The following is an 18,189-nucleotide window of genomic DNA, read 5'->3' as shown; positions in this document are numbered from 1 at the left end:
GCCCATTTGCATCGCAATGCCCCCTTTTGTTCTGGGGCTGGTGATCTGCAACACGTCGTTCGGCTCCGCCGATGCCGCGCCCTCGTGCCCCGAGGTGACGCGTCCACGGATCGATCGCCATCGAACGGCCCGTCACGCATTCGTCACAGCGCCCCTGACGCCCGGCCGCGGGGCGCTGGAGGTGCCAAGCTCAGCGCACCAACCGAACCACCGCACTGGGGGGACTCTTGACCAGCACACTCACGCGCCCGGCCCGCCGTATCCGCAGCGCCATCGCCGCCGCCACACTCGCCGCCGCGGTCATCGCACCCATCACCATCAGCGCCGGCACCGCGCAGGCCGCCACCGTCCACTGCGCACACCACACCGTCGGCGTCTGCGGCACCCACATCAAGCACCCGCGCGGCGTCATGGCCAAGTGCAAGGACGGTACCTGGTCCTACTCGAAGCACTTCTCCGGCACCTGCAGCCGCCACCACGGCGTGAGCTACTGGTTCAAGTAGACCGACCCGAGGCGTATAGCCTCACATGCCGACGCCCCGCCTGCTTTCCTCAGGCGGGGCGTCGGCGCGTGCAAGCTCAGGCGGTCACTGCTCGCGGTGCTGGTCGCTGGAGTTTGGGGTGGCGGACGGCACCTGCTGATCGAACCAGTCGCAGAACTCGACCGTGGAGCCGATGCGCGCGATGCGCTGATGGACGGCCCGGTGGTCGTGCCCACCGGGCGGCCATTCGCTGCCAGGAGAGGGCGTCTCGCCGCAGCCGCAGCGGCAAACTGTAGGAGCATCCTCCATGGTCGTGCTCCTCACTGCTCGGTGGTGTGGTCGGTGGTGGGCGACGGGATAGGGGCGCCCGCCTCGTCGTAGTAGGGCCACTCGCTGGGTGCTGCGCCACTCACCCACTCCTGCGAGATGCCCGCCTGCCGCAGCTCGTCATCGGTCATGGCGTTGACCTGCTTCATGGTCGTGCTCCTCACTGCTCGGCGTCGCCGTGGGCGTGGGACAGGAGCCGCTGGAGCGTCCAGGCCGCCCCGTCACCGCTGGCATTGGCGAGCGCGTCACGGTTGGCGTGCGCCTCCGCGTCGGTGAGCTCGATGGTCGTGGTGCCGTCCTTCTTGATGTCCGTGAGCTGCATGGTCAGGACTCCTTCGCGGCGGTGCACTTCTTCTCATGGTTGCGGACGCTGGCCGGGGCGCCGACGTAGTCGCAGCGCGGGCACTTCTGCCAGCCGGCTTCCTCGACGGCCTTGGCCGTGACGGAGTGGCTGGGGCCGAAGCCGTTGGCGTGGAGCATCTGCGGGATGGATCCGCCGTACTTGACGGCAACGAGGGCCGCTTCGGCGACCTTGTCGTGGCCGCGCGCAAAGAACGAGCCGAGGCCGATCTCGGCGCCGCAGCCGCACCAGCAGGTGCCGGTCGGGATCAGGCGGGGGAGAGGTTCCTTCGTCATGCAACCAAGGTAGTGCTCCTTGGTTGCCTGGCAAGCAGTTTGACTAAGGATTATGAACTAGGAGGAGCGTGGCAGGATCGCGTGCGCCCCCCGGGTGGCCCGAACTGCACCGCCCCCGACAACATGCCGTATCGAGGGCGGTGCGGAGCTCCTCCTGGGCTACGACCGGAACTGCGGCACGACTACCGCGAACACGGCCTCCGCGGCGTCGACGTGGGCCATGTTCCGCTGCCCCTTGTTGCGCCGGTCCTCGTTGTTTCCGTGACCATCCCAGGGCGAGCCGTACTGCTCCTCGACGCTCAACATCACTGCAGGCGGCCTCTCCCTGTATGCGGCGAATGCTGGTGAACTGCGCAGCCCTTCTGCGGTGTTGCAGCTGGTGCAGAGCAGGCCACGAACGAGCCCGGTCTTGTGGCAGTGGTCGACAAGGAGACGTCCGCCGGACGCGCTACAGATGGCACACGCGCCTGCCTGTCAGCGACGGAGAGCTTGCGTAGCGGACAGGTGAGGCGGAGCCTCACTCTCGGGAATCCGCCAGACGTGACAGGACGGGATGCCCTGCCGGTCGAGAAGTTCGGCCTCGGCGAAGGAGGGGCGTCGTGCCGTCGTGTCGCCCAACCACTCTCGCTCCAAGCGCTTCTGGCGCTGCACCTGCTTCGTGGCCCATTCCAGCGAGCCGTGAGCCTCGCTCGCCTTGGAGATCGTCATGTGCGCTCCAGGTGGCGGTAGATGGTGGGGCGGCTGACGCCGAACTCGTCGGCGATCTGCTGGACGGTGTGCTTTCGCTTGCCGTCGGCGCCGACCTCGTCGTACATCTGCCGGGCGAGCTGGATCTGGCGGGGGCGGAGCTTGGGTTTCTGGCCGCCGGTGCGTCCGCGAGCCCTGGCGGCTTCGAGTCCTTGCTTGGTGCGCTCGACCATCAGGCTGTGCTCGAACTCGGCGATGGCTCCGATGATCTGGAAGAAGAGACGCCCGGCCGGCGTCGAGGTGTCGATGCCTTGGTCGAGGACGACGAGGCCGACGCCGCGCTCTTGGAGTTGGTCGGACAGATCCATCAGGTTGCGCAGGGACCGGCCGAGTCGGTCGAGTTTGGTGATGACGAGGTGGTCGTCCTTGCGGACGGCGACGAGCGCCTTGTCGAGTTCGGGGCGGGAGGCGAGTTTGCCGCTGAGCTTGTCGATGAAGATCTCATCGCAGCCGGCGGCCTGGAGGGCATCGCGCTGAGCTTCGGGGTGTTGGTCGGTTGTCGATACGCGTCCGTAGCCGATTCGCATGACTCATTGTATCGAAAACGGGGGTGATCGTTACATAGATGCGGACACGGGTTCTGTAACAACAAAGGTGCAGGAAGGCCCTGTTGAAGCAATCCGTCTCACAGACGTTCGTTTGCGGACGTCGACGCGGGGCGCTTCAGGGAACGTTATGCGCTAGCAAGGTCTTTCCGTGACCGTAGGGTCAGGGCCCGAACAGTTGAGCCGAACCCTGCGGCCGTCATGCCGCCTCCTGTCGATCTCGCGCGGGCTTCCGTTTTCCGGCGAGCAGGTTGGACAGTCCTGCCTTGGAGTAGCCGGTCTCCTCCGACAGGGCCTGGAGGGTGGCTCCGTTGTTGCGTCGGCTCCGCAGTCGCTCCAGATCCGACTCCGTGAGAAGTCGCCGGCCCTGCCATGTCCCGGAGTGGGTCAGCACTCGCTTGTCGAGTCGTCGCCGTCGCGGGGGCGTCTCATGCTCGTACCAGAGCTGGAAGACCCTGCGGCGCGCGTTCTTCAGCCGGCCGGAGAATGCGATCAGCGTCAGCCCCAGGGAATCGGCTGCTTCCTGGTGGTCACCGGTGAGGGCGAGCGCCATGACGGCCTGTTGCTGGGCGAGGGAGAGGAGCGGCCATATCTGCGTGAGCGTCAGGGATTCCACTAGCCGCTCGTCCCACGGGGTGCGACCGGACTGCTGCCAGTACCGCTGAAAGCCCGGGAGGGCTTCGGGGTCAGCGATCTGAGGGGAGTACGAGATCTGCTACCTCCACCGGTGCACCGTCCGCGCCATACCGTGTCCGCTGCACGATCAAGGCGGGGGTGTCCGCTGGGAGTCCCAGCAAATCGGCATCCAAGCGCGCCATGGACTCCGTGCGAACCGTCACTCGGTATGACACGTGCCGTCGCCCCGTGCCGCGGTGCCACGTGGTCACCACCATCGCTGGCCGGCCGTCAGGGTCAAGGCGCTCGACTCGCTCCCGCTGCAGTGCAACTCCTGGCTGGACGCCAAGTCGCGCTGCCAGGTCATCGTCGGCCCGCACCCGGGTCCGCTCGACATCTCCGTGACTGTGAGGCCATGGGGCGTCGGCATTGGAGAGGGTGCGCACGCCTACAGGGTGCGCCACCGTCAGCCGGCGGCGAGGGCGCCCCTCAAGCAATCCCTCCGATCGGAGGGTGTCGACGGCGAGGAATGCGGCGCCGGCGCCTACCCCGTGCTCCCGAGCGATGGCGCGAATCGAGGGGAATGTGGAGCCCGGGGGATAGATGCCGTCTGTAATGCGCCGCCGCAGCGTGGCGGCAAGTTGCTGGTGCGGCGCATCCATGGCATCCCCGGTGGCGATCTTGAGGTCGCCACCGTAGGGGAGCCTGTCGTATCTGTTACGTAGCAGATAGCCTGGGTGATCTGTGCTGGTGAAGGCTTCGTCGTAGGCCTGGTCGCGGGGTGACGACCCCATGCAAAATCGAACGCATGTTCACGCGATTGTGTGAACATGCCAATGATGTGGGTGTGGCGGGGCAGGATGAATGTCATGCCACCCCTCACGTCGTGCCGGGATCCGGGGTGGCCCCCTCGTTCCCCGGCGTAGGTGGGCCCCCTCCGTACACGGAAGGGGGCCCACTGGCATTCTGCCCAGGCGCGGCCGGTGGTGCGCATAGGGGACTTGGGAGATCTTTGGGAGTTGATCTTTCACTTTGAACCCAACGGAACGTCCAAGCAATCCGGCGATACGCGACGGAATGCGGGGGGAATGGCCAGGTCAACGCCGCAATGAGGCAGCGTGCCGGCTAAGCATGCATCGCGACGCCGCGATCTACACCATCTTCGAGGGCACCAGCGAGATCCAGCGCCTGGTCATCGCCCGGACGCTGTCGGGGATGCCGATCCGGTAGCGGCCGTCTCCCGCAGGTGCGGCGCGGCCGGACCCGGTTACGGGTGGGCCGCGCCGTCTTCACGGGAATGTCACAAGTTCTTCACTTCATCTATTTCCGGATTCAACAATCCGCTACTCTCGCCCTCCCGGAACAACCTTGGGGGGATCGTGACGTATCAACAGTTCCCGGACCGGCCCGGGCATCAGCCGCCACCGCCGCCCGGTATGTACGCCCCGCCGCCGAAGAAGATGAGCACCGGGGCGAAGGTCGGCCTCGGATGCGGAGGCGCGGTGGGCGTGTTCGTCATCCTCGGCGTGATCGGTGCGGCCCTCAGCGGGGGTGGCGCCTCGTCCGGAACCGACAAGCCGGACCAGGTCGCCGCGGCCCCGAAGCAGGAGCAGCAGGCGAATGATGACGCCAAGTCCGTTCCCGTAAAGGGGAGTTCGGACCGGGCGAAGCGCGGTTCGGCTCCGGAGAAGAAGCCGAAGGCGCCCGCGTCGCAGGCCGACCGGTTCAAGGCGTTCGTGAACAAGAACGGGACCGCCAACGAAAAGGCGGCCATCGCGCACGTCACCAAGGTCCAGGGCGCCGACGAGCAGAACGACATCCTCGACTCGGCCGACGTCTACACGGACTTCACCGGCGGCATCATGGGGCCGCACCAGAGCGAGGGAAAGCTCATCGCCAGCGCCTTCGCCGACTGGAAGGACTCCAGGAACGGCCTGGTCACCATCTATGACGCCAAGGGGGAGATCCTCTCCAACGGCAACTTCTAGTCCGGTTCCGTCCGGTTCCGGCAGGGAACCGGTCCGGTTCCGAATCGGACACCCCCGACGCCCCGTCGCGAGCAATCGCGGCGGGGCGTCGCCGTTTCGGCGCCCGCCCCTCCGTGTCGTGCGAACCGTGCCCCTTGCTGCAGGTCGGCCGGCCGGGTCGGCAGGGCTCCCCCTTGACGGCCGGTGCATCGCGCTCTACTTTCCTTCCATAAAGCAAAACATTGATTCCACGATACGGAATCAGGTGTCCCGGCTCTCGCCGGGGTCCGCTCGTGACAGGTCGACGCAGGAGTACGCGATGCCTCGAATGACAGCCGCCCGCGCCGCGGTGGAGATCCTCAAGCGTGAGGGCGTGACCAACGCCTTCGGAGTGCCGGGCGCCGCGATCAACCCCTTCTACGCCGCGCTCAAGGGCGCCGGCGGCATCGACCACACGCTGGCCCGTCACGTCGAGGGCGCGTCGCACATGGCCGAGGGCTACACGCGGACCCACCCGGGCAACATCGGCGTCTGCATCGGTACCTCCGGCCCGGCCGGCACGGACATGATCACCGGCCTCTACTCCGCGATCGGCGACTCCATCCCGATCCTCTGCATCACCGGCCAGGCGCCGACCGCGGTGATCCAGAAGGAGGACTTCCAGGCCGTCGACATCGCCTCGATCGCCAAGCCGGTCACCAAGGCCGCGACCACCGTCATGGAGGCCGCCCAGGTCCCCGGCGTCTTCCAGCAGGCCTTCCACCTGATGCGCTCCGGCCGCCCCGGCCCGGTCCTGATCGACCTGCCGATCGACGTCCAGCTCACCGAGATCGACTTCGACCCGGAGACCTACGAGCCGCTGCCGGCCTTCAAGCCGACCGCGACCCGCGCGCAGATCGAGAAGGCCATCGCGCTGCTCAACGAGTCGGAGCGGCCGCTGATCGTCGCCGGCGGCGGCATCATCAACGCCGACGCCGCGGACCTGTTGGTCGAGTTCGCCGAGCTGACCGGCACCCCGGTCATCCCGACCCTGATGGGCTGGGGCATCCTCGCCGACGACCACGAGCTGAACGCCGGCATGGTCGGTCTGCAGACCTCGCACCGCTACGGCAACGCCAACTTCCTGGAGTCGGACTTCGTCCTGGGCATCGGCAACCGCTGGGCCAACCGCCACACCGGCAAGCTGGACGTCTACACCCAGGGCCGCAAGTTCGTCCACGTCGACATCGAGCCCACCCAGATCGGCAAGATCTTCGCCCCGGACTACGGCATCGCCTCGGACGCCAAGGCCGCGCTGGAGCTGTTCGTCGAGGTGGCCAAGGAGCTCAAGGCCGCCGGCAGGCTGCCCGACCGCGGCGAGTGGGCGGCCTCCACCCAGGAGCGCAAGGCCGAGCTGCAGCGCCGTACGCACTTCGACAACATCCCGATGAAGCCGCAGCGCGTCTACGAGGAGATGAACAAGGCCTTCGGCCCGGAGACCCGCTACGTCACCACCATCGGCCTGTCCCAGATCGCCGGCGCCCAGATGCTGCACGTCTACAAGCCGCGCCACTGGATCAACTGCGGCCAGGCCGGCCCGCTCGGCTGGACCATTCCGGCCGCGCTGGGCGTCGCCACCGCCGACCCGGAGACGCCGGTGGTCGCCCTCTCCGGTGACTACGACTTCCAGTTCATGATCGAGGAGCTGGCGGTCGGCGCCCAGCACAAGATCCCCTACGTCCACGTCCTGGTGAACAACGCGTACCTGGGCCTGATCCGGCAGGCGCAGCGCAACCTGGACATCAACTTCCAGGTCAACCTGGAGTTCGAGAACATCAACTCGCCGGAGATCGGTGTCTACGGCGTGGACCACGTCAAGGTCGCCGAGGGTCTGGGCTGCAAGGCCATCCGGGTCACCGACCCGAACGAACTGGGCGCCGCCTTCGAGGAGGCCAAGAAGCTGGCCGCCGAGTACCGCGTCCCGGTCGTCGTCGAAGCCGTCCTGGAGCGGATCACCAACATCTCGATGAGCGGCAGCGACATCGCCAGCGTCAACGAGTGGGAAGAGCTGGCGACCGAGCCGGGGCACGCCCCGACCGCGATCAAGCCGCTCAAGAGCTGACGCCGGACCGGATCCCGTGGTGTGCCGGGCGCGCTTGACCCGCGCGCCCGGCGTCGCCACTATCCCGTAGAACAGAAACGCAAATCCGCTATTCGGAAGGGGCGCCGGGCCTCATGGCTTTCACGGACACGCGCTTCAACGTCAATCTGTCGATCCTGTTCACCGAGCTTCCGTTGCTGGAGCGGCCGGCGGCCGCGCGGGCGGCGGGCTTCACGGCGGTGGAGCTGTGGTGGCCGTGGGTGGACGCCCCGGTCCCCGAGCAGGCGGAGCTGGACGCGCTGCGCGACGCCCTGACCGACGCCGGCACCCGCCTGGTGGGCCTGAACTTCTACGCCGGCCAGCTGCCCGGCCCGGACCGCGGCGCCCTGTCCATTCCGGGCGAGGAGTCGGAGAAGTTCCGGGCGAACGTGCCCGTCGCGATCGAGTTCGCCAAGTCGCTGGGCTGCACGACCTTCAACGCCCTGTACGGCAACCGCGTCGACGGGGTCCCGGAGGAGGAGCAGGACCGGCTCGCGCTGGAGAACCTCGCCTTCGCCGCCCGTGCGGTGGCCGAGGTCGACGGCACGCTGCTCATCGAGGCGCTCAACGCGCCCGAGTCGCCGAAGTGCCCGATCGTCTCGGCGCCGAAGGCGATCGAGACGGTGGACGCGGTGAACGCGGCGACCGGCCTGGACAACGCCCGCTTCCTGATGGACCTGTACCACCTGTCGATGAACGGCGAGGACCTGGACGAGGTCATCGACCGCTACACCGCCAAGACCGCGCATGTGCAGATCGCCGACAACCCCGGGCGCGGCGCCCCCGGCACCGGCGAACTCGACTTCGACGCCCTGCTCGACCGCCTGAAGAAGGCCGGCTACGACGGCTGGATCGGCCTGGAGTACAAGCCCGGCGACACCCCGAGTGCGTCGTCGTTCGCCTGGCTGCCGGCCCCGCTGCGCGCCGCCCCATAACGGGGTCCGCCGCTCGCTGTCCCCTGATTTTTGAGTGTGAAAGAGGTTATTTCGATGAGCAATCTGCCCAAGATCGCGTGGATCGGCCTGGGCATCATGGGCTCGCCCATGGCCGAGAACCTGATCAAGGCCGGTTACGCGGTCACCGGCTACACCCTCGAGCAGGACAAGCTCGAGCGCCTGGCCGGCAACGGCGGCACCGCAGCCACCTCGATCGCCGAGGCCGTCGCCGACGCAGATGTCGTGATCACCATGGTCCCGGCCTCCCCGCAGGTCGAGGCCATCGCCTACGGCCCCGACGGCATCCTGGAGAACGCCCGGCGCGGTGCGCTGCTGATCGACATGTCCTCGATCACCCCGCAGACCTCCATCGACCTGGCCCGCGCGGCCGGCGAGAAGGGCATCCGGGTCCTGGACGCCCCCGTCTCCGGCGGCGAGGCCGGTGCCATCGAGGCCGTCCTGTCGATCATGGTCGGCGGTGAGCAGGCCGACTTCGACGCCGCCCGCCCGATCCTCGAAGCCCTCGGCAAGACCATCGTGCTGTGCGGACCGCACGGCTCCGGCCAGACCGTCAAGGCCGCCAACCAGCTCATCGTCGCCGTCAACATCCAGGCCTGCGCCGAGGCCGTGGTCTTCCTGGAGAAGTCCGGCGTCGACCTGACCGCCGCCCTGGACGTCCTCAACGGCGGCCTGGCCGGCTCCACCGTCCTGACACGCAAGAAGGACAACTTCAAAAACCGCGACTTCGCACCCGGCTTCCGCATCGACCTGCACCACAAGGACATGGGCATCGTCACCGACGCCGCCCGCACCGTCGGCGCCGCCCTGCCCGTCGGCTCCGTCGTCGCCCAACTCGTCGCCTCCCTGCGCACCCAGGGCGACGGCGGCCTGGACCACTCCGCCCTCCTCCGCGGCGTCGAACGCCTCTCCGGATACCCCACCACCGAAGGCTGAGCCGGTCCGCGGGCACGTCCCGCGACGGTCCCGAACGGCCGGCGCCGCGACCGCCGCACTGCGGTCGCGGCGCCGGTTCTCGTGCTTCCGGGCTCAGCGGACGAACGTCACCGGCAGGCGCGCCGGTCCGCGCATCAGGCGGGTCCGCCGCCATTCCACCGCGTCCGGGCCCGCGCCCGCGGGACGGATGTCGGTCCAGCGCGTCAGCAGCACCTCGAACGCGATCCGGGCCTCGACGCGGGCCAGTGCCGCGCCGAGGCAGTGGTGCGGGCCGTGCCCGAAGGAGAGGTGTCCGCCCGCGCGGCCGAGTCGTACGGAGTCCGGTGCGTCGAACCGTGCCGGATCGCGGTTGGCGGCGCCGGGCGCGACCTGGACGACATCGCCCGCGGCGATCGTGGCGCCGCCGAGGACCAGCGGTTCGGTGGCGTAGCGGAAGGTCGCGACGGTCAGCGGGCCGTCATGGCGCAGGAATTCCTCGACCGCGGCGGGCAGCAACCCGGGGTCGGCCCGGAGCCGGGCGCGCAGGGCTTCGTCGCGGAGCAGGGTCACCATGCCGTTGCCGATGAGGTTGGCCGTCGTCTCGTGCCCGGCGACCACCAACAGCACGGCCAGCGAGACCAGTTCGGGTTCGGAGAGCCGATCGCCCTCGTCCCGGGCGGCGATCAGGCCGCTCAGCACATCGTCCCCGGGGGCCCCGCGCCGGTCCGCGATCAGCCGGGTCACATAGCCGCTCAGGGCATGTGACGCACGGTCCACGGTGTCCGGGGCGGCCGCGGCGAACAGTTCGTTGGACCAGCGCCGTACCGCCGCGCGGTCCGGCTCGGGGACCCCCAGCAGCTCGCTGATCACGGCGATCGGCAGCGGCACCGCGAAGCCCTCGACCAGATCCGCCCCGACACGCTCCGCCAGCGCGTCGGCCAGTTCCTCGGCCAGCACCCGGATGCGCGGTTCCAGGCGTGCGACGGCCGCCGGGGTGAAGGCCGCCAGGGCCAGTTTCCGCAGCCGGCCGTGGTCCGGCGGGTCGGTCGCGAGCAGGGTGCGGCTGACCGCGGGGGCCAGGTCGCGGTTGCTCGGCCGGCCGGCGAAGTACCGGGCGGTGTCCTTCGACAGCCGGGCGTCGGCCAGCGCCGCCCGCGCCTCCGCCCACCCCGTCACCAGCCATGTCGTCCGGCCGTTCGCGGTCCTGATCCGCTGCACGGGACCGCGTGACCGCACGGCGGCGAGCAGCGGGTACGGGTCCCGGAAGTACTGCGGCGAGGCCAGGGGATCCGGATCCGCTCCCGAGGCGTTTCTCTGCACGGCAACACCGTTCCTTGTAGGGAGTCCTTGATTCTTTGCGGGGAGTCCTTGCGTGGGCAACGATTGCCGCCCCTGGAGGCGGTCGACGTGCGGGAGTGCGCCGCCCGTCGCACGCTGGAGGCATGACCGAGCACCCGCCAGTCATCGTGCACCCGCCGACACCGTCCGGTGGACGACGGGTGACCGTGCGTGGGCAGATCGTCGGCCTGGCCCACGGCCGCGGCGACGTGGCCGAATTCCTCCGCCGGGCCGGGGTCGCCGGCCCGGCCGAGGACATCCGGCTCGACGACCCGCGGCTGGTCGAATGGCGGGGCGGCTCGCTGGACGACTGGCCGATGCCGTCCGCCTGAGCCACCGGCCACCGCGGCCCGGCCGCCCGGCACGGCGGCGCGGTCCGCGCAGCACGACGCCCGCAGCTCGATGTCCGATTTCCGCCGGTGGACCGCTCCGACCTGCGGCACAGTGGATTCCGTGACGCTCATGACGCTCTACACCACCCTCGACAGCCCGCTGGGCGAACTCCTGCTGGTCGGGGAGGAGTCGGCCACCGCACCGGGCGGTACCGCGCTCGTCTCGCTGTCCCTGCCCGGGCAGAAGGGCGGTGCGGTCGTACAGGACGGCTGGGTCCGCGACCCCGCCGCGTTCGACGGGATCGCGCGGCAGCTGCGGGCCTACTTCGACGGCACGCTGACCCGCTTCGACATCGAGTACGCCGACACCGCGGCCACCCGTGGCACCGCCTTCCAGCGGCGTGTCTGGCAGGCCCTGGAGGCCGTTCCGTACGGCACCACGACCACTTACGGGCGGGTCGCCGAGGCGATCGGGGCGGCGCCGGCGGCGGTCCGCGCGGTGGGGACCGCGATCGGCCGCAACCCGCTGCTGATCGTGCGGCCCTGCCACCGCGTGATCGCCGCGAACGGCTCGCTCTCGGGCTACGCGGCCGGGCCGGAACGCAAGCGGCAGCTGCTCGGCCTGGAGGGCGCCGCGCCGCGCCCGCTCTGACCCGGGCGCGGGCCGCGCGCTCAGAGCATGGACCCGCCGGTGACGTCGATGCGCTGGCCGGTGATCCAGCGGGAGTCGTCGGAGGCGAGGAACGCGGCGACGTCGGCGACGTCCGCGGGGCGGCCGAGCCGGTTGAACACCGAGATCGCCGCCAGCGCGGCATGCGCCTCGGGCGTCGCCCGCATCGCGGCGTTCATGTCCGTCTCGATGAAGCCGGGGGCGATGGTGTTCACCGTGATCCCGCGCTCGCCGAGGTCCTTGGCGAGGGTGAGGGTGAGGGTCTCCACCGCGCCCTTGGAGACGCCGTAGGCGATGGTCGACGGGAAGGCCGTAGTGGTCACCGCCGACGAGATGTTGATGATGCGTCCGCCGTCGCGCATCCGGCGCAGCCCGTGCTGGGTGACGAAGAACGGCGCCTTGGTGTTGACCGCGAGGATGCGGTCGAACTCCTCGGGGGTCACCTCGTCGATGTGTCCCGGCAGGCTGATCGCGGCGTTGTTGACGAGGATGTCGAGGCCCGCCCGTGCGCCGTGCGCCGCCAGCCCGTCGTCGAAGGCGGAGAAGAGAGCCTCGGCGTCGCCCGGGACCCCCAGTTCCGCGCCGATTATGAAGGCCTGGCCGCCGGCCTCTCTGATGTGTTCGACGGTCTCCTTGGCGGCGATGTCGTTGCTGCCGTAGTGGACGGCGACCAGCGCGCCGTCCTGGGCCAGGCGCTGGGCGATGCCCCGGCCGATGCCCCGGCTGGCGCCGGTCACCAGCGCGGTCTTCCCGTTGAGGTCACCCATGAGTGTTGGCCTTCCGTGTACGTGAGGCGGGCATGCGGCCGCCTATGACTGTGGCATGCGGGGGATTGCAGCGGTGCCGGCTTCGCCGCGCGAAGCACGTGGCGGGTGAGCGTGTCGCTCAGTCGCGGGCGTCCAGCGCCGTCAGGGTGGTCACGAAGACCGGCTCGTCCTGCTGCGTTCCGGTGACCTGGACGGTGGTGCTGCCGGGCAGTGCCGAGGGGACGCGCCGGGCCTCGATCTCACAGGCGACGCCGTGTTCGGCGTAGCGGCGGAATTCGGTGCCGACGGCGTACGGGACGAAGCCGCCGGGCGCGGTGCGGGCGCGGGCGGCCTGTTGGGCGGCGTCGAGCAGCACCATTCCGGGGATGTGGTCGTTCGCCGGGTTGACGACGGCGGCGTGACCGGGGGCGACGCGCAGCACCCAGCGGTCGGGCCGGTCGGTGGGGGAGAGCAGGACGTCGTGCTCGGTGGCGCTGCCGGTGAGGTGCGGTGCGACGGGGGGCAGCAGGGGGCCGAGGCCGCGCCGGGCGGTGAGGCGGTCGCCGCGGATCCGGTGGTAGACACCGGGCGAGGTGACGGTCACATTGGAGTGGCCCGTCGCGACGATCCGGCCCGCCTTACGGATGGTCATGTCGAACCGGCCGCTCACCAGGGTTCCGGCCCGCATCCGCAGCTTGCTGCAGGTGACGTCGATCGTGAGGGACGTGGGTCGGTCGCCCACGGCGAGGTGTTCGGGGTCCATGGTGTAGACGAGGTCGCCGAGGATGAAGTGGTGTCCGACCGGAACGCCGAGTTCGGTGTGGCAGATCAACAGCCCCGCCTGGCGGATGGTCTCGCCGGTGAGAATGGGATGATGACGGCCGTGGGGAGTGGTGAAGTACCCGTGGTCGTGGGGCCACTCGGCGGTCAGCGAGAAGTGTGCGTCGTCCACGCGCCGCCAGGAGGTGACCAGCACGTCGTCGAGGAGGGGGCGATGGACCCATTCCCGGGGGACGAGGGTGCGGGAGGGGGGCGGAAGGGTGTCGCCGGGGTTGCGGGGGTGGTGCAGTTGCTGCGGGGTCGTGGGCTGAGCGGTGCCGCTGACGTGCATCGTGTCGCTCATGACTGCCCCCAGGCGTCTCTACGGGATGAGGTCCATCGCTGTTAAGATACGTACCATCCGGTTTTATTTTCAATGCCGGGCTGAGGGAAGGGGGAAATACGCTGGTGGCGGGGCGACTTGACGTGGTGGCCACACCGGCGGAAATGGCAGATTTCGAGAGACAGGAGGCGTCCTGTGGCACAACAGGACCGTGCGATCAGGACCCGGCGAGTGATCTTGGAGTCGGCCGCCGCGGTGTTCGACGAGCAGGGCTATGACCGCGCGACGATCGCCGAAGTCCTCGAACGCGCCGGCGTGACGAAGGGCGCCCTGTATTTCCATTTCGCTTCCAAGGAGCAGCTCGCGCTCGCCATCCTCCAGGAGCAGGTGGTCGACATCGCCGTCGAGCCGCAGCCGATCAAACTGCAGGAATTCGTCGACTCCGGTCACGTGCTGGCCTTCCGACTGCGTACCGACCCGATTCAGCGCGGGGCCGCGCGGCTGGCCGTCGAGCAGGGCTCCAATCACCTGGACCGCAGGCAGTCGATGCTCGCCTGGAGCCAGTTCGTCGAGGCGTTGTTCGACGAGGCGAAGGGGCGCGGCGAGGTGCTGGAGAGCGTTGACGTGCGGGACACCGCCGAGCTCTTCGTCGGTGCCTTCGCCGGTTTGCAGATGATGTCGCAGGCGTTTTCCAACCGGGCCGACCTCTCCCACCGGCTGACCGTTTTCTTCCAGCACACGCTGCCCAGCATCGCCGTGCCCGCCATCCTCGCCAAGCTCCATCTCGACCCAGAGCGCGGGGAGAAACTGAATGCCGAACTGCAGCAGAAGGCGCAGTCCGCGGCGGGGACCGGCACCGGACTGGATGTCGTCGCGAGCTGAGGATCGCGCCGCCGGACGATTCACGTAAAACGCGGAATTCGGGCGGGGAAACATACCGCGCACGCGGTGTTGATCGATCGAGGTCCGGAGGCATTGCGAAGACCTCGGGAAGGTGTCGCGGAAAGGCCGCGGCGCCTTCTTCGTGCGTTGGATTGTCAGTGGTGCGCGCTTCACTGGTTCTCGTCGGTCCGGTGGGCGGCGTGAGGCAGATCACCGTGTGGTGCTGCGGATGCCTCGCGACGTGCGGAATAGTCCGCCGAGTGGAAACGTTCGTCATGCACGTATCAAGGGCGCCCGCCGGGTCGGCGCCCTGCCCCGTTCTTGATGACTCCTCATGACTTCTGACGACAGTCCTTCCGCCGCCTGGAGGCCGCACGCATGACGCAGACGACGACGGATCAGCTCCCCGGAAGGGGCGTGGGTGCCGTGGGCGCCGCCGAGACCCCCGCGGTGTCCGGACCGGCCGCGGACGGAGAGCGCAGAGCCGGCGGTGCCATCGTCCCGGTCCTCGCCTTCGCCGGCATCGTCGTCGCGGTGATGCAGACGCTGCTCGTACCGGTCATCAAGGACCTGCCGGTGCTCCTCGACACCGCGCCGAGCAACGCCACCTGGGTCATGACGGCCACTCTCCTCGCCGGTGCCGTCGCGACCCCCATCATGGGGCGGCTCGGTGACCTCTACGGCAAGCGGCGGATGCTGCTGACCAGCCTCGCGGTCATGGTCGTCGGCTCGGTGGTCTGCGGGCTCACCAGCGATCTGCTCACGATGATCGTCGGCCGGGTGCTGCAGGGCTTCGCGATGGGCGCGATACCCCTCGGCATCGGCATCATGCGCGACGCGCTGCCGCGCGAACGGCTCGGCTCGGCCATGGGGCTGATGAGTTCCTCGATCGGCGTGGGCGGCGGACTCGCGCTGCCCGCGGCCGCCCTCGTCGCCCAACACGCCGACTGGCACAGCCTGTTCTTCGGCGCCGCCGGACTCGGCGTGCTCTCCATCCTGCTCACCCTGCTCCTGGTGCCCGAGACGCCGGTCCGCGCCCCGGGCCGCTTCGACGTGGCGGGCGCCGTCGGGCTGTCCGCGGGGCTGGTGGCGCTGCTGCTGCCCATCACCAAGGGCAGTGACTGGGGCTGGAGTTCACCCACCACCCTCGGGCTGTTCGGGATCGCGGTGCTGGTCCTGGTGCTGTGGGGCGTGATGGAACTGCGCATCGCCGACCCGCTGGTGGACCTGCGCACCACCGCCCGCCGCGAGGTGCTGCTGACCAACCTCGCCTCGATCACGGTCGGGGTGGCCTTCTACGCGATCTCGCTGGTGCTGCCGCAGCTGCTGCAGCTGCCCGAGTCGACCGGCTACGGCCTGGGCGAGTCCATGGTGGTCGCCGGCCTGTGCGTGGCGCCGTTGGGGCTGACCATGATGCTGGTCGCGCCGGTGTACGCGCGGATCGCGGCCCGGCGCGGCCCGAAGGCGACGCTGCTGCTGGGCATGCTGGTCATCGCCGTCGGATACGGCGCGGGCATCGGCCTGATGAACGCCGCCTGGCAGACCGTCATCATCGCCGTGGTCGTCGGCGCCGGCATCGGGCTGGCGTACTCCTCGCTGCCCGCGCTGATCATCGGCGCCGTCGACGCCTCCGAGACCGGCGCGGCCAACGGCCTGAACACCCTGATGCGTTCGATCGGCACCTCGGTCTCCAGTGCGGTGATCGGCATGGTGCTGGCCCACATGTCCCAGCGGATGGGCCCGGCCACGGTCCCCACGATGGCCGGCTTCCGGGTCTCCTTCCTGATCGCCACGGCCGCGGTCGTCCTCGGCGTGGCGCTGGCCTCCTTCCTGCCGTCGCAGCGCAAGCCGCCCCGGCCGACCCTGGTCGCGCAGAGCACCGACGACGGCGACCACGGGGCCGGTCAGGGCACGGGCGACAACAACAACGACGACGACAACGACGACAACAACGACCGCGGGATCGACCAGGGCGCCGACGCCGACCCCGCCCGCGGAACCGGCCAGGGCGGCGACGAAGGTGGGGCCGCGAGCGACCCGCGGCCCGGATTCCGGGGCCGTGTCCTCGGGTCCCACGGCGGGCCGGTCCCCGGGGCGAGCGTCACGCTGATCGACCACCAGGGGCGGCAGGCCGGCGTCGCCACCACCGTGGCCGACGGGCGGTATGCGCTCGCCGCCCCGGCGGCCGGTACGTACGTCCTGACCGCCGCCGCGCCCGGACACGCCCCGTACGCCGCCTCCGCGACCTACCGCGGTGCGGGCGCGACCGCCGAGACGGATCTGGTCCTCACCGCCGGTGGCCGGCTCCACGGCACGCTGTGCGGCGGCCCCGGGGGCACCCCGCTCGCCGGCGGCGGCATCGTCGTCACCGACGCGACGGGTGAGGTGGTGGCCCGTACGGCCTCCGGGGCCGACGGGCGGTGGGAGGTGGCCGAACTCCCGCCCGGCGGCTACACCCTGGTCCTCAGCGCCCCCGGCCACCAGCCGCAGGCCCGTGCCGTGGAGGTGTCCGGTGGCGCCGGCCAGGAGCGCCAGGACGTCCGGCTGCGGCCGGCCGCCACCGTCCGCGGCACGGTGCGCGGGCCGGGCGGCCGCCCGCTGGCCGACGCCGCGGTGACCCTCCTCGCGGACGGCACGGTCACCGGGCACACCGTCACGGGACCGGACGGCGCGTTCGCCTTCTCCGGTCTGTGCGGGAGCCGGTACACCCTCACCGCGGCCGGCTACCCGCCGCACGCCGCCCCGATATCCCTCACCGGCGGCGCCGAGGAGACCCTCGACCTGACCCTCACCCAGCCGTCAGCGGCCGATCCCCAGCCGTCCACCGCCGACCCCCGGCCCTCCGTCACAGACGGCTGAGCCGAGGGGCGCGTACGTCCGGCCCGTACGCGCCCCTCCCTTCACCGCCCCGCCAACTGCCCCAGCGTCTCGTCGAATTCCTCCCGCAGGATCCGGCTCGCCCTCGCGCCGTCGCCGTCCGCGACCGCGTCGACCAGCGCCGCGTGCCGGGCATCGCCGGGCTGCGGGTCCCGGCCGCGCAGGTCCAGCAGCTCGACGAGGTCGATCAACCCCTGGCGCAGGGCGGGCACGAACTCCGTGAAGAGATCGGTCAGTACGGGGTTGTGCGCGGCCGCGACGACGGCCGCGTGCAGGGCGATGTCCGCGTCCACGAACGCCGCGGTGCCGGACCCGGCGGCGGTACGGCGGCTCTCCAGGGCGGCGCGCAGGGCGGCGACATCGTCGTCGGTGCGCCGGACGGCGGCCAGTTGGGCGGCCTGGACCTCCACCATGGCGCGCACCTCGTAGACGTCACCGACGGCCGCGCGGCGCAGCCGGGCGGGCCAGTCCTCGGTGGGCACGGTCGCGATCACGAACACCCCGGCGCCCTGGCGCGGCTGGACCAGCCCCGCACCGGCCAGCGCCCGTAGGGCCTCGCGCACCGTCGAGCGGCCGACGCCGAGGGTCTTGGCCAGGGTGGTCTCTCCGGGAAGCCGGGTGCCCACCGGCCAGTCGCCCCCGGTGATCTGGTCCCGCAGCCGCTGGGCGGCCTGTTCGACCAGGGGGCTGGGGCGGAGCGCTTCGAGCGGCATGCCGTGGTACCTCGCACCTTCCGAACAACTCAGGTTGTCTGAGGAGTTGATGTGTGGTTACTGTACCCGGCATGACGCTGCGTGGTCTCCTTCTCGGCCGCCGCGGCGGGGCTTGACGCGACCGGCACCCCGCCGCGGGGTTCGGTGCTGCCGGTCTTTCTCCGGCTCCTGTTGAAGGAACGCGATGTCCCACGAGATCCCCCACGAGATGTCCGGCCCCGAC

General features: G+C 70.1%; 22 protein-coding genes and 2 pseudogenes. 10 read left to right on the top strand and 14 right to left on the bottom strand.

Features of this window, described 5'->3' with window-relative positions; all coding sequences use genetic code 11:
- Positions 1–227 precede the first annotated feature (227 nt).
- Entirely contained in the window at positions 228–503 is a 276-nt protein-coding gene (locus tag V2J85_RS09030) for a DUF3761 domain-containing protein (RefSeq protein ID WP_330821150.1), read from the top strand.
- Between the two features lie 84 nt (positions 504–587).
- Here the strand turns inward: V2J85_RS09030 and V2J85_RS09025 are convergent, their stop codons facing one another.
- The 10 genes and pseudogenes from V2J85_RS09025 to V2J85_RS41260 all read right to left on the bottom strand — a co-directional run bounded on the left by V2J85_RS09025 (position 588) and on the right by V2J85_RS41260 (position 4,014).
- Complete coding sequence (locus tag V2J85_RS09025) at positions 588–791, bottom strand: hypothetical protein (RefSeq protein WP_330821149.1); 204 nt, start codon at positions 789–791, stop codon at positions 588–590.
- 11 nt (positions 792–802) lie between these two features.
- Positions 803–958, bottom strand: a complete 156-nt coding sequence (locus tag V2J85_RS09020) for a hypothetical protein (protein ID WP_330821148.1) — start codon at positions 956–958, stop codon at positions 803–805.
- Positions 959–969: 11 nt separating this feature from the next.
- A complete protein-coding gene (locus V2J85_RS09015; RefSeq protein WP_330821147.1) occupies positions 970–1,131 on the bottom strand; it encodes a hypothetical protein in 162 nt (53 codons plus the stop codon).
- A 2-nt stretch (positions 1,132–1,133) separates the two neighbouring features.
- A complete protein-coding gene (locus V2J85_RS09010; RefSeq protein WP_330821146.1) occupies positions 1,134–1,445 on the bottom strand; it encodes a hypothetical protein in 312 nt (103 codons plus the stop codon).
- A gap of 159 nt (positions 1,446–1,604) precedes the next feature.
- Positions 1,605–1,751, bottom strand: a complete 147-nt coding sequence (locus V2J85_RS09005; RefSeq protein ID WP_330821144.1) for a hypothetical protein — start codon at positions 1,749–1,751, stop codon at positions 1,605–1,607.
- 60 nt (positions 1,752–1,811) lie between these two features.
- Positions 1,812–1,907, bottom strand: a pseudogene (locus V2J85_RS09000) (endonuclease domain-containing protein); the annotation flags it as partial.
- Between the two features lie 12 nt (positions 1,908–1,919).
- A complete protein-coding gene (locus V2J85_RS08995; RefSeq protein ID WP_330821143.1) occupies positions 1,920–2,153 on the bottom strand; it encodes a hypothetical protein in 234 nt (77 codons plus the stop codon).
- A complete protein-coding gene (locus tag V2J85_RS08990; protein ID WP_330821142.1) occupies positions 2,150–2,719 on the bottom strand; it encodes a recombinase family protein in 570 nt (189 codons plus the stop codon). The genes V2J85_RS08995 and V2J85_RS08990 overlap by 4 nt, the downstream gene beginning before the upstream one ends.
- A gap of 217 nt (positions 2,720–2,936) precedes the next feature.
- Complete coding sequence (locus V2J85_RS08985) at positions 2,937–3,353, bottom strand: hypothetical protein (protein ID WP_330821141.1); 417 nt, start codon at positions 3,351–3,353, stop codon at positions 2,937–2,939.
- A gap of 70 nt (positions 3,354–3,423) precedes the next feature.
- Positions 3,424–4,014 carry a GntR family transcriptional regulator gene (locus V2J85_RS41260; protein ID WP_419836762.1) on the bottom strand — a complete coding sequence of 197 codons (591 nt, stop codon included), beginning with the start codon at positions 4,012–4,014 and terminating at the stop codon, positions 3,424–3,426.
- 409 nt (positions 4,015–4,423) lie between these two features.
- On the opposite strand from V2J85_RS41260, the pseudogene V2J85_RS41255 reads away from it, so the two are divergent.
- From V2J85_RS41255 to V2J85_RS08960, 5 genes and pseudogenes are all read left to right on the top strand, one after another.
- Positions 4,424–4,582: pseudogene (locus V2J85_RS41255) on the top strand (acyl-CoA dehydrogenase family protein); the annotation flags it as partial.
- Positions 4,583–4,731: 149 nt separating this feature from the next.
- Entirely contained in the window at positions 4,732–5,340 is a 609-nt protein-coding gene (locus tag V2J85_RS08975) for a flagellar basal body-associated FliL family protein (RefSeq protein WP_330821140.1), read from the top strand.
- Positions 5,341–5,638: 298 nt separating this feature from the next.
- On the top strand, positions 5,639–7,420 hold the full coding sequence (gcl, locus tag V2J85_RS08970; protein ID WP_261954202.1) for a glyoxylate carboligase: 1,782 nt from the start codon (positions 5,639–5,641) through the stop codon (positions 7,418–7,420).
- Positions 7,421–7,533: 113 nt separating this feature from the next.
- On the top strand, positions 7,534–8,373 hold the full coding sequence (locus V2J85_RS08965) for a TIM barrel protein (RefSeq protein ID WP_261954201.1): 840 nt from the start codon (positions 7,534–7,536) through the stop codon (positions 8,371–8,373).
- A 54-nt stretch (positions 8,374–8,427) separates the two neighbouring features.
- The gene (locus V2J85_RS08960; protein ID WP_330821139.1) at positions 8,428–9,327 is read left to right on the top strand and encodes a 2-hydroxy-3-oxopropionate reductase; all 900 of its coding nucleotides are present in this window, start codon (positions 8,428–8,430) and stop codon (positions 9,325–9,327) included.
- 93 nt (positions 9,328–9,420) lie between these two features.
- Here the strand turns inward: V2J85_RS08960 and V2J85_RS08955 are convergent, their stop codons facing one another.
- A complete protein-coding gene (locus V2J85_RS08955; RefSeq protein WP_330821138.1) occupies positions 9,421–10,626 on the bottom strand; it encodes a cytochrome P450 family protein in 1,206 nt (401 codons plus the stop codon).
- A gap of 122 nt (positions 10,627–10,748) precedes the next feature.
- On the opposite strand from V2J85_RS08955, the gene V2J85_RS08950 reads away from it, so the two are divergent.
- Together V2J85_RS08950 and V2J85_RS08945 are read left to right on the top strand one after the other, a co-directional pair.
- On the top strand, positions 10,749–10,976 hold the full coding sequence (locus tag V2J85_RS08950) for a hypothetical protein (protein WP_030417114.1): 228 nt from the start codon (positions 10,749–10,751) through the stop codon (positions 10,974–10,976).
- A gap of 130 nt (positions 10,977–11,106) precedes the next feature.
- Complete coding sequence (locus V2J85_RS08945; RefSeq protein WP_330821427.1) at positions 11,107–11,628, top strand: methylated-DNA--[protein]-cysteine S-methyltransferase; 522 nt, start codon at positions 11,107–11,109, stop codon at positions 11,626–11,628.
- 20 nt (positions 11,629–11,648) lie between these two features.
- Here the strand turns inward: V2J85_RS08945 and V2J85_RS08940 are convergent, their stop codons facing one another.
- Both V2J85_RS08940 and V2J85_RS08935 read right to left on the bottom strand, forming a co-directional pair.
- A complete protein-coding gene (locus tag V2J85_RS08940; RefSeq protein WP_261954198.1) occupies positions 11,649–12,413 on the bottom strand; it encodes an SDR family oxidoreductase in 765 nt (254 codons plus the stop codon).
- Positions 12,414–12,531: 118 nt separating this feature from the next.
- A complete protein-coding gene (locus V2J85_RS08935; protein ID WP_261954197.1) occupies positions 12,532–13,515 on the bottom strand; it encodes a ScbA/BarX family gamma-butyrolactone biosynthesis protein in 984 nt (327 codons plus the stop codon).
- A 174-nt stretch (positions 13,516–13,689) separates the two neighbouring features.
- Between V2J85_RS08935 and V2J85_RS08930 the strand changes: the two genes are divergently transcribed.
- Together V2J85_RS08930 and V2J85_RS08925 are read left to right on the top strand one after the other, a co-directional pair.
- Positions 13,690–14,376, top strand: a complete 687-nt coding sequence (locus tag V2J85_RS08930) for a ScbR family autoregulator-binding transcription factor (protein ID WP_261954196.1) — start codon at positions 13,690–13,692, stop codon at positions 14,374–14,376.
- A 378-nt stretch (positions 14,377–14,754) separates the two neighbouring features.
- On the top strand, positions 14,755–17,235 hold the full coding sequence (locus V2J85_RS08925) for an MFS transporter (RefSeq protein ID WP_330821137.1): 2,481 nt from the start codon (positions 14,755–14,757) through the stop codon (positions 17,233–17,235).
- A 41-nt stretch (positions 17,236–17,276) separates the two neighbouring features.
- Here V2J85_RS08925 and V2J85_RS08920 read toward each other — a convergent pair whose 3' ends face one another.
- The gene (locus tag V2J85_RS08920; protein WP_330821136.1) at positions 17,277–17,966 is read right to left on the bottom strand and encodes a FadR/GntR family transcriptional regulator; all 690 of its coding nucleotides are present in this window, start codon (positions 17,964–17,966) and stop codon (positions 17,277–17,279) included.
- Positions 17,967–18,189 lie beyond the last annotated feature (223 nt).

The sequence above is a fragment of the Streptomyces bugieae genome, assembly GCF_036352915.1.
GTDB lineage: Bacteria > Actinomycetota > Actinomycetes > Streptomycetales > Streptomycetaceae > Streptomyces > Streptomyces endophytica.
This window is presented reverse-complemented; position numbering and strand designations above follow the sequence as displayed.

Bases quoted from the DNA above. Each gene is read 5' to 3' on its own strand.
- V2J85_RS09025 (WP_330821149.1), bottom strand. From the start codon at position 791: ATGGAGGATGCTCCTACAGTTTGCCGCTGCGGCTGCGGCGAGACGCCC.
- V2J85_RS09020 (WP_330821148.1), bottom strand. From the start codon at position 958: ATGAAGCAGGTCAACGCCATGACCGATGACGAGCTGCGGCAGGCGGGC.
- V2J85_RS09015 (WP_330821147.1), bottom strand. From the start codon at position 1,131: ATGCAGCTCACGGACATCAAGAAGGACGGCACCACGACCATCGAGCTC.
- V2J85_RS09010 (WP_330821146.1), bottom strand. From the start codon at position 1,445: ATGACGAAGGAACCTCTCCCCCGCCTGATCCCGACCGGCACCTGCTGG.
- V2J85_RS09005 (WP_330821144.1), bottom strand. From the start codon at position 1,751: ATGTTGAGCGTCGAGGAGCAGTACGGCTCGCCCTGGGATGGTCACGGA.
- V2J85_RS08995 (WP_330821143.1), bottom strand. From the start codon at position 2,153: ATGACGATCTCCAAGGCGAGCGAGGCTCACGGCTCGCTGGAATGGGCC.
- V2J85_RS08990 (WP_330821142.1), bottom strand. From the start codon at position 2,719: ATGCGAATCGGCTACGGACGCGTATCGACAACCGACCAACACCCCGAA.
- V2J85_RS41260 (WP_419836762.1), bottom strand. From the start codon at position 4,014: ATGGATGCGCCGCACCAGCAACTTGCCGCCACGCTGCGGCGGCGCATT.
- gcl (WP_261954202.1), top strand. From the start codon at position 5,639: ATGCCTCGAATGACAGCCGCCCGCGCCGCGGTGGAGATCCTCAAGCGT.
- V2J85_RS08965 (WP_261954201.1), top strand. From the start codon at position 7,534: ATGGCTTTCACGGACACGCGCTTCAACGTCAATCTGTCGATCCTGTTC.
- V2J85_RS08960 (WP_330821139.1), top strand. From the start codon at position 8,428: ATGAGCAATCTGCCCAAGATCGCGTGGATCGGCCTGGGCATCATGGGC.
- V2J85_RS08950 (WP_030417114.1), top strand. From the start codon at position 10,749: ATGACCGAGCACCCGCCAGTCATCGTGCACCCGCCGACACCGTCCGGT.
- V2J85_RS08945 (WP_330821427.1), top strand. From the start codon at position 11,107: ATGACGCTCTACACCACCCTCGACAGCCCGCTGGGCGAACTCCTGCTG.
- V2J85_RS08940 (WP_261954198.1), bottom strand. From the start codon at position 12,413: ATGGGTGACCTCAACGGGAAGACCGCGCTGGTGACCGGCGCCAGCCGG.
- V2J85_RS08935 (WP_261954197.1), bottom strand. From the start codon at position 13,515: ATGAGCGACACGATGCACGTCAGCGGCACCGCTCAGCCCACGACCCCG.
- V2J85_RS08925 (WP_330821137.1), top strand. From the start codon at position 14,755: ATGACGCAGACGACGACGGATCAGCTCCCCGGAAGGGGCGTGGGTGCC.
- V2J85_RS08920 (WP_330821136.1), bottom strand. From the start codon at position 17,966: ATGCCGCTCGAAGCGCTCCGCCCCAGCCCCCTGGTCGAACAGGCCGCC.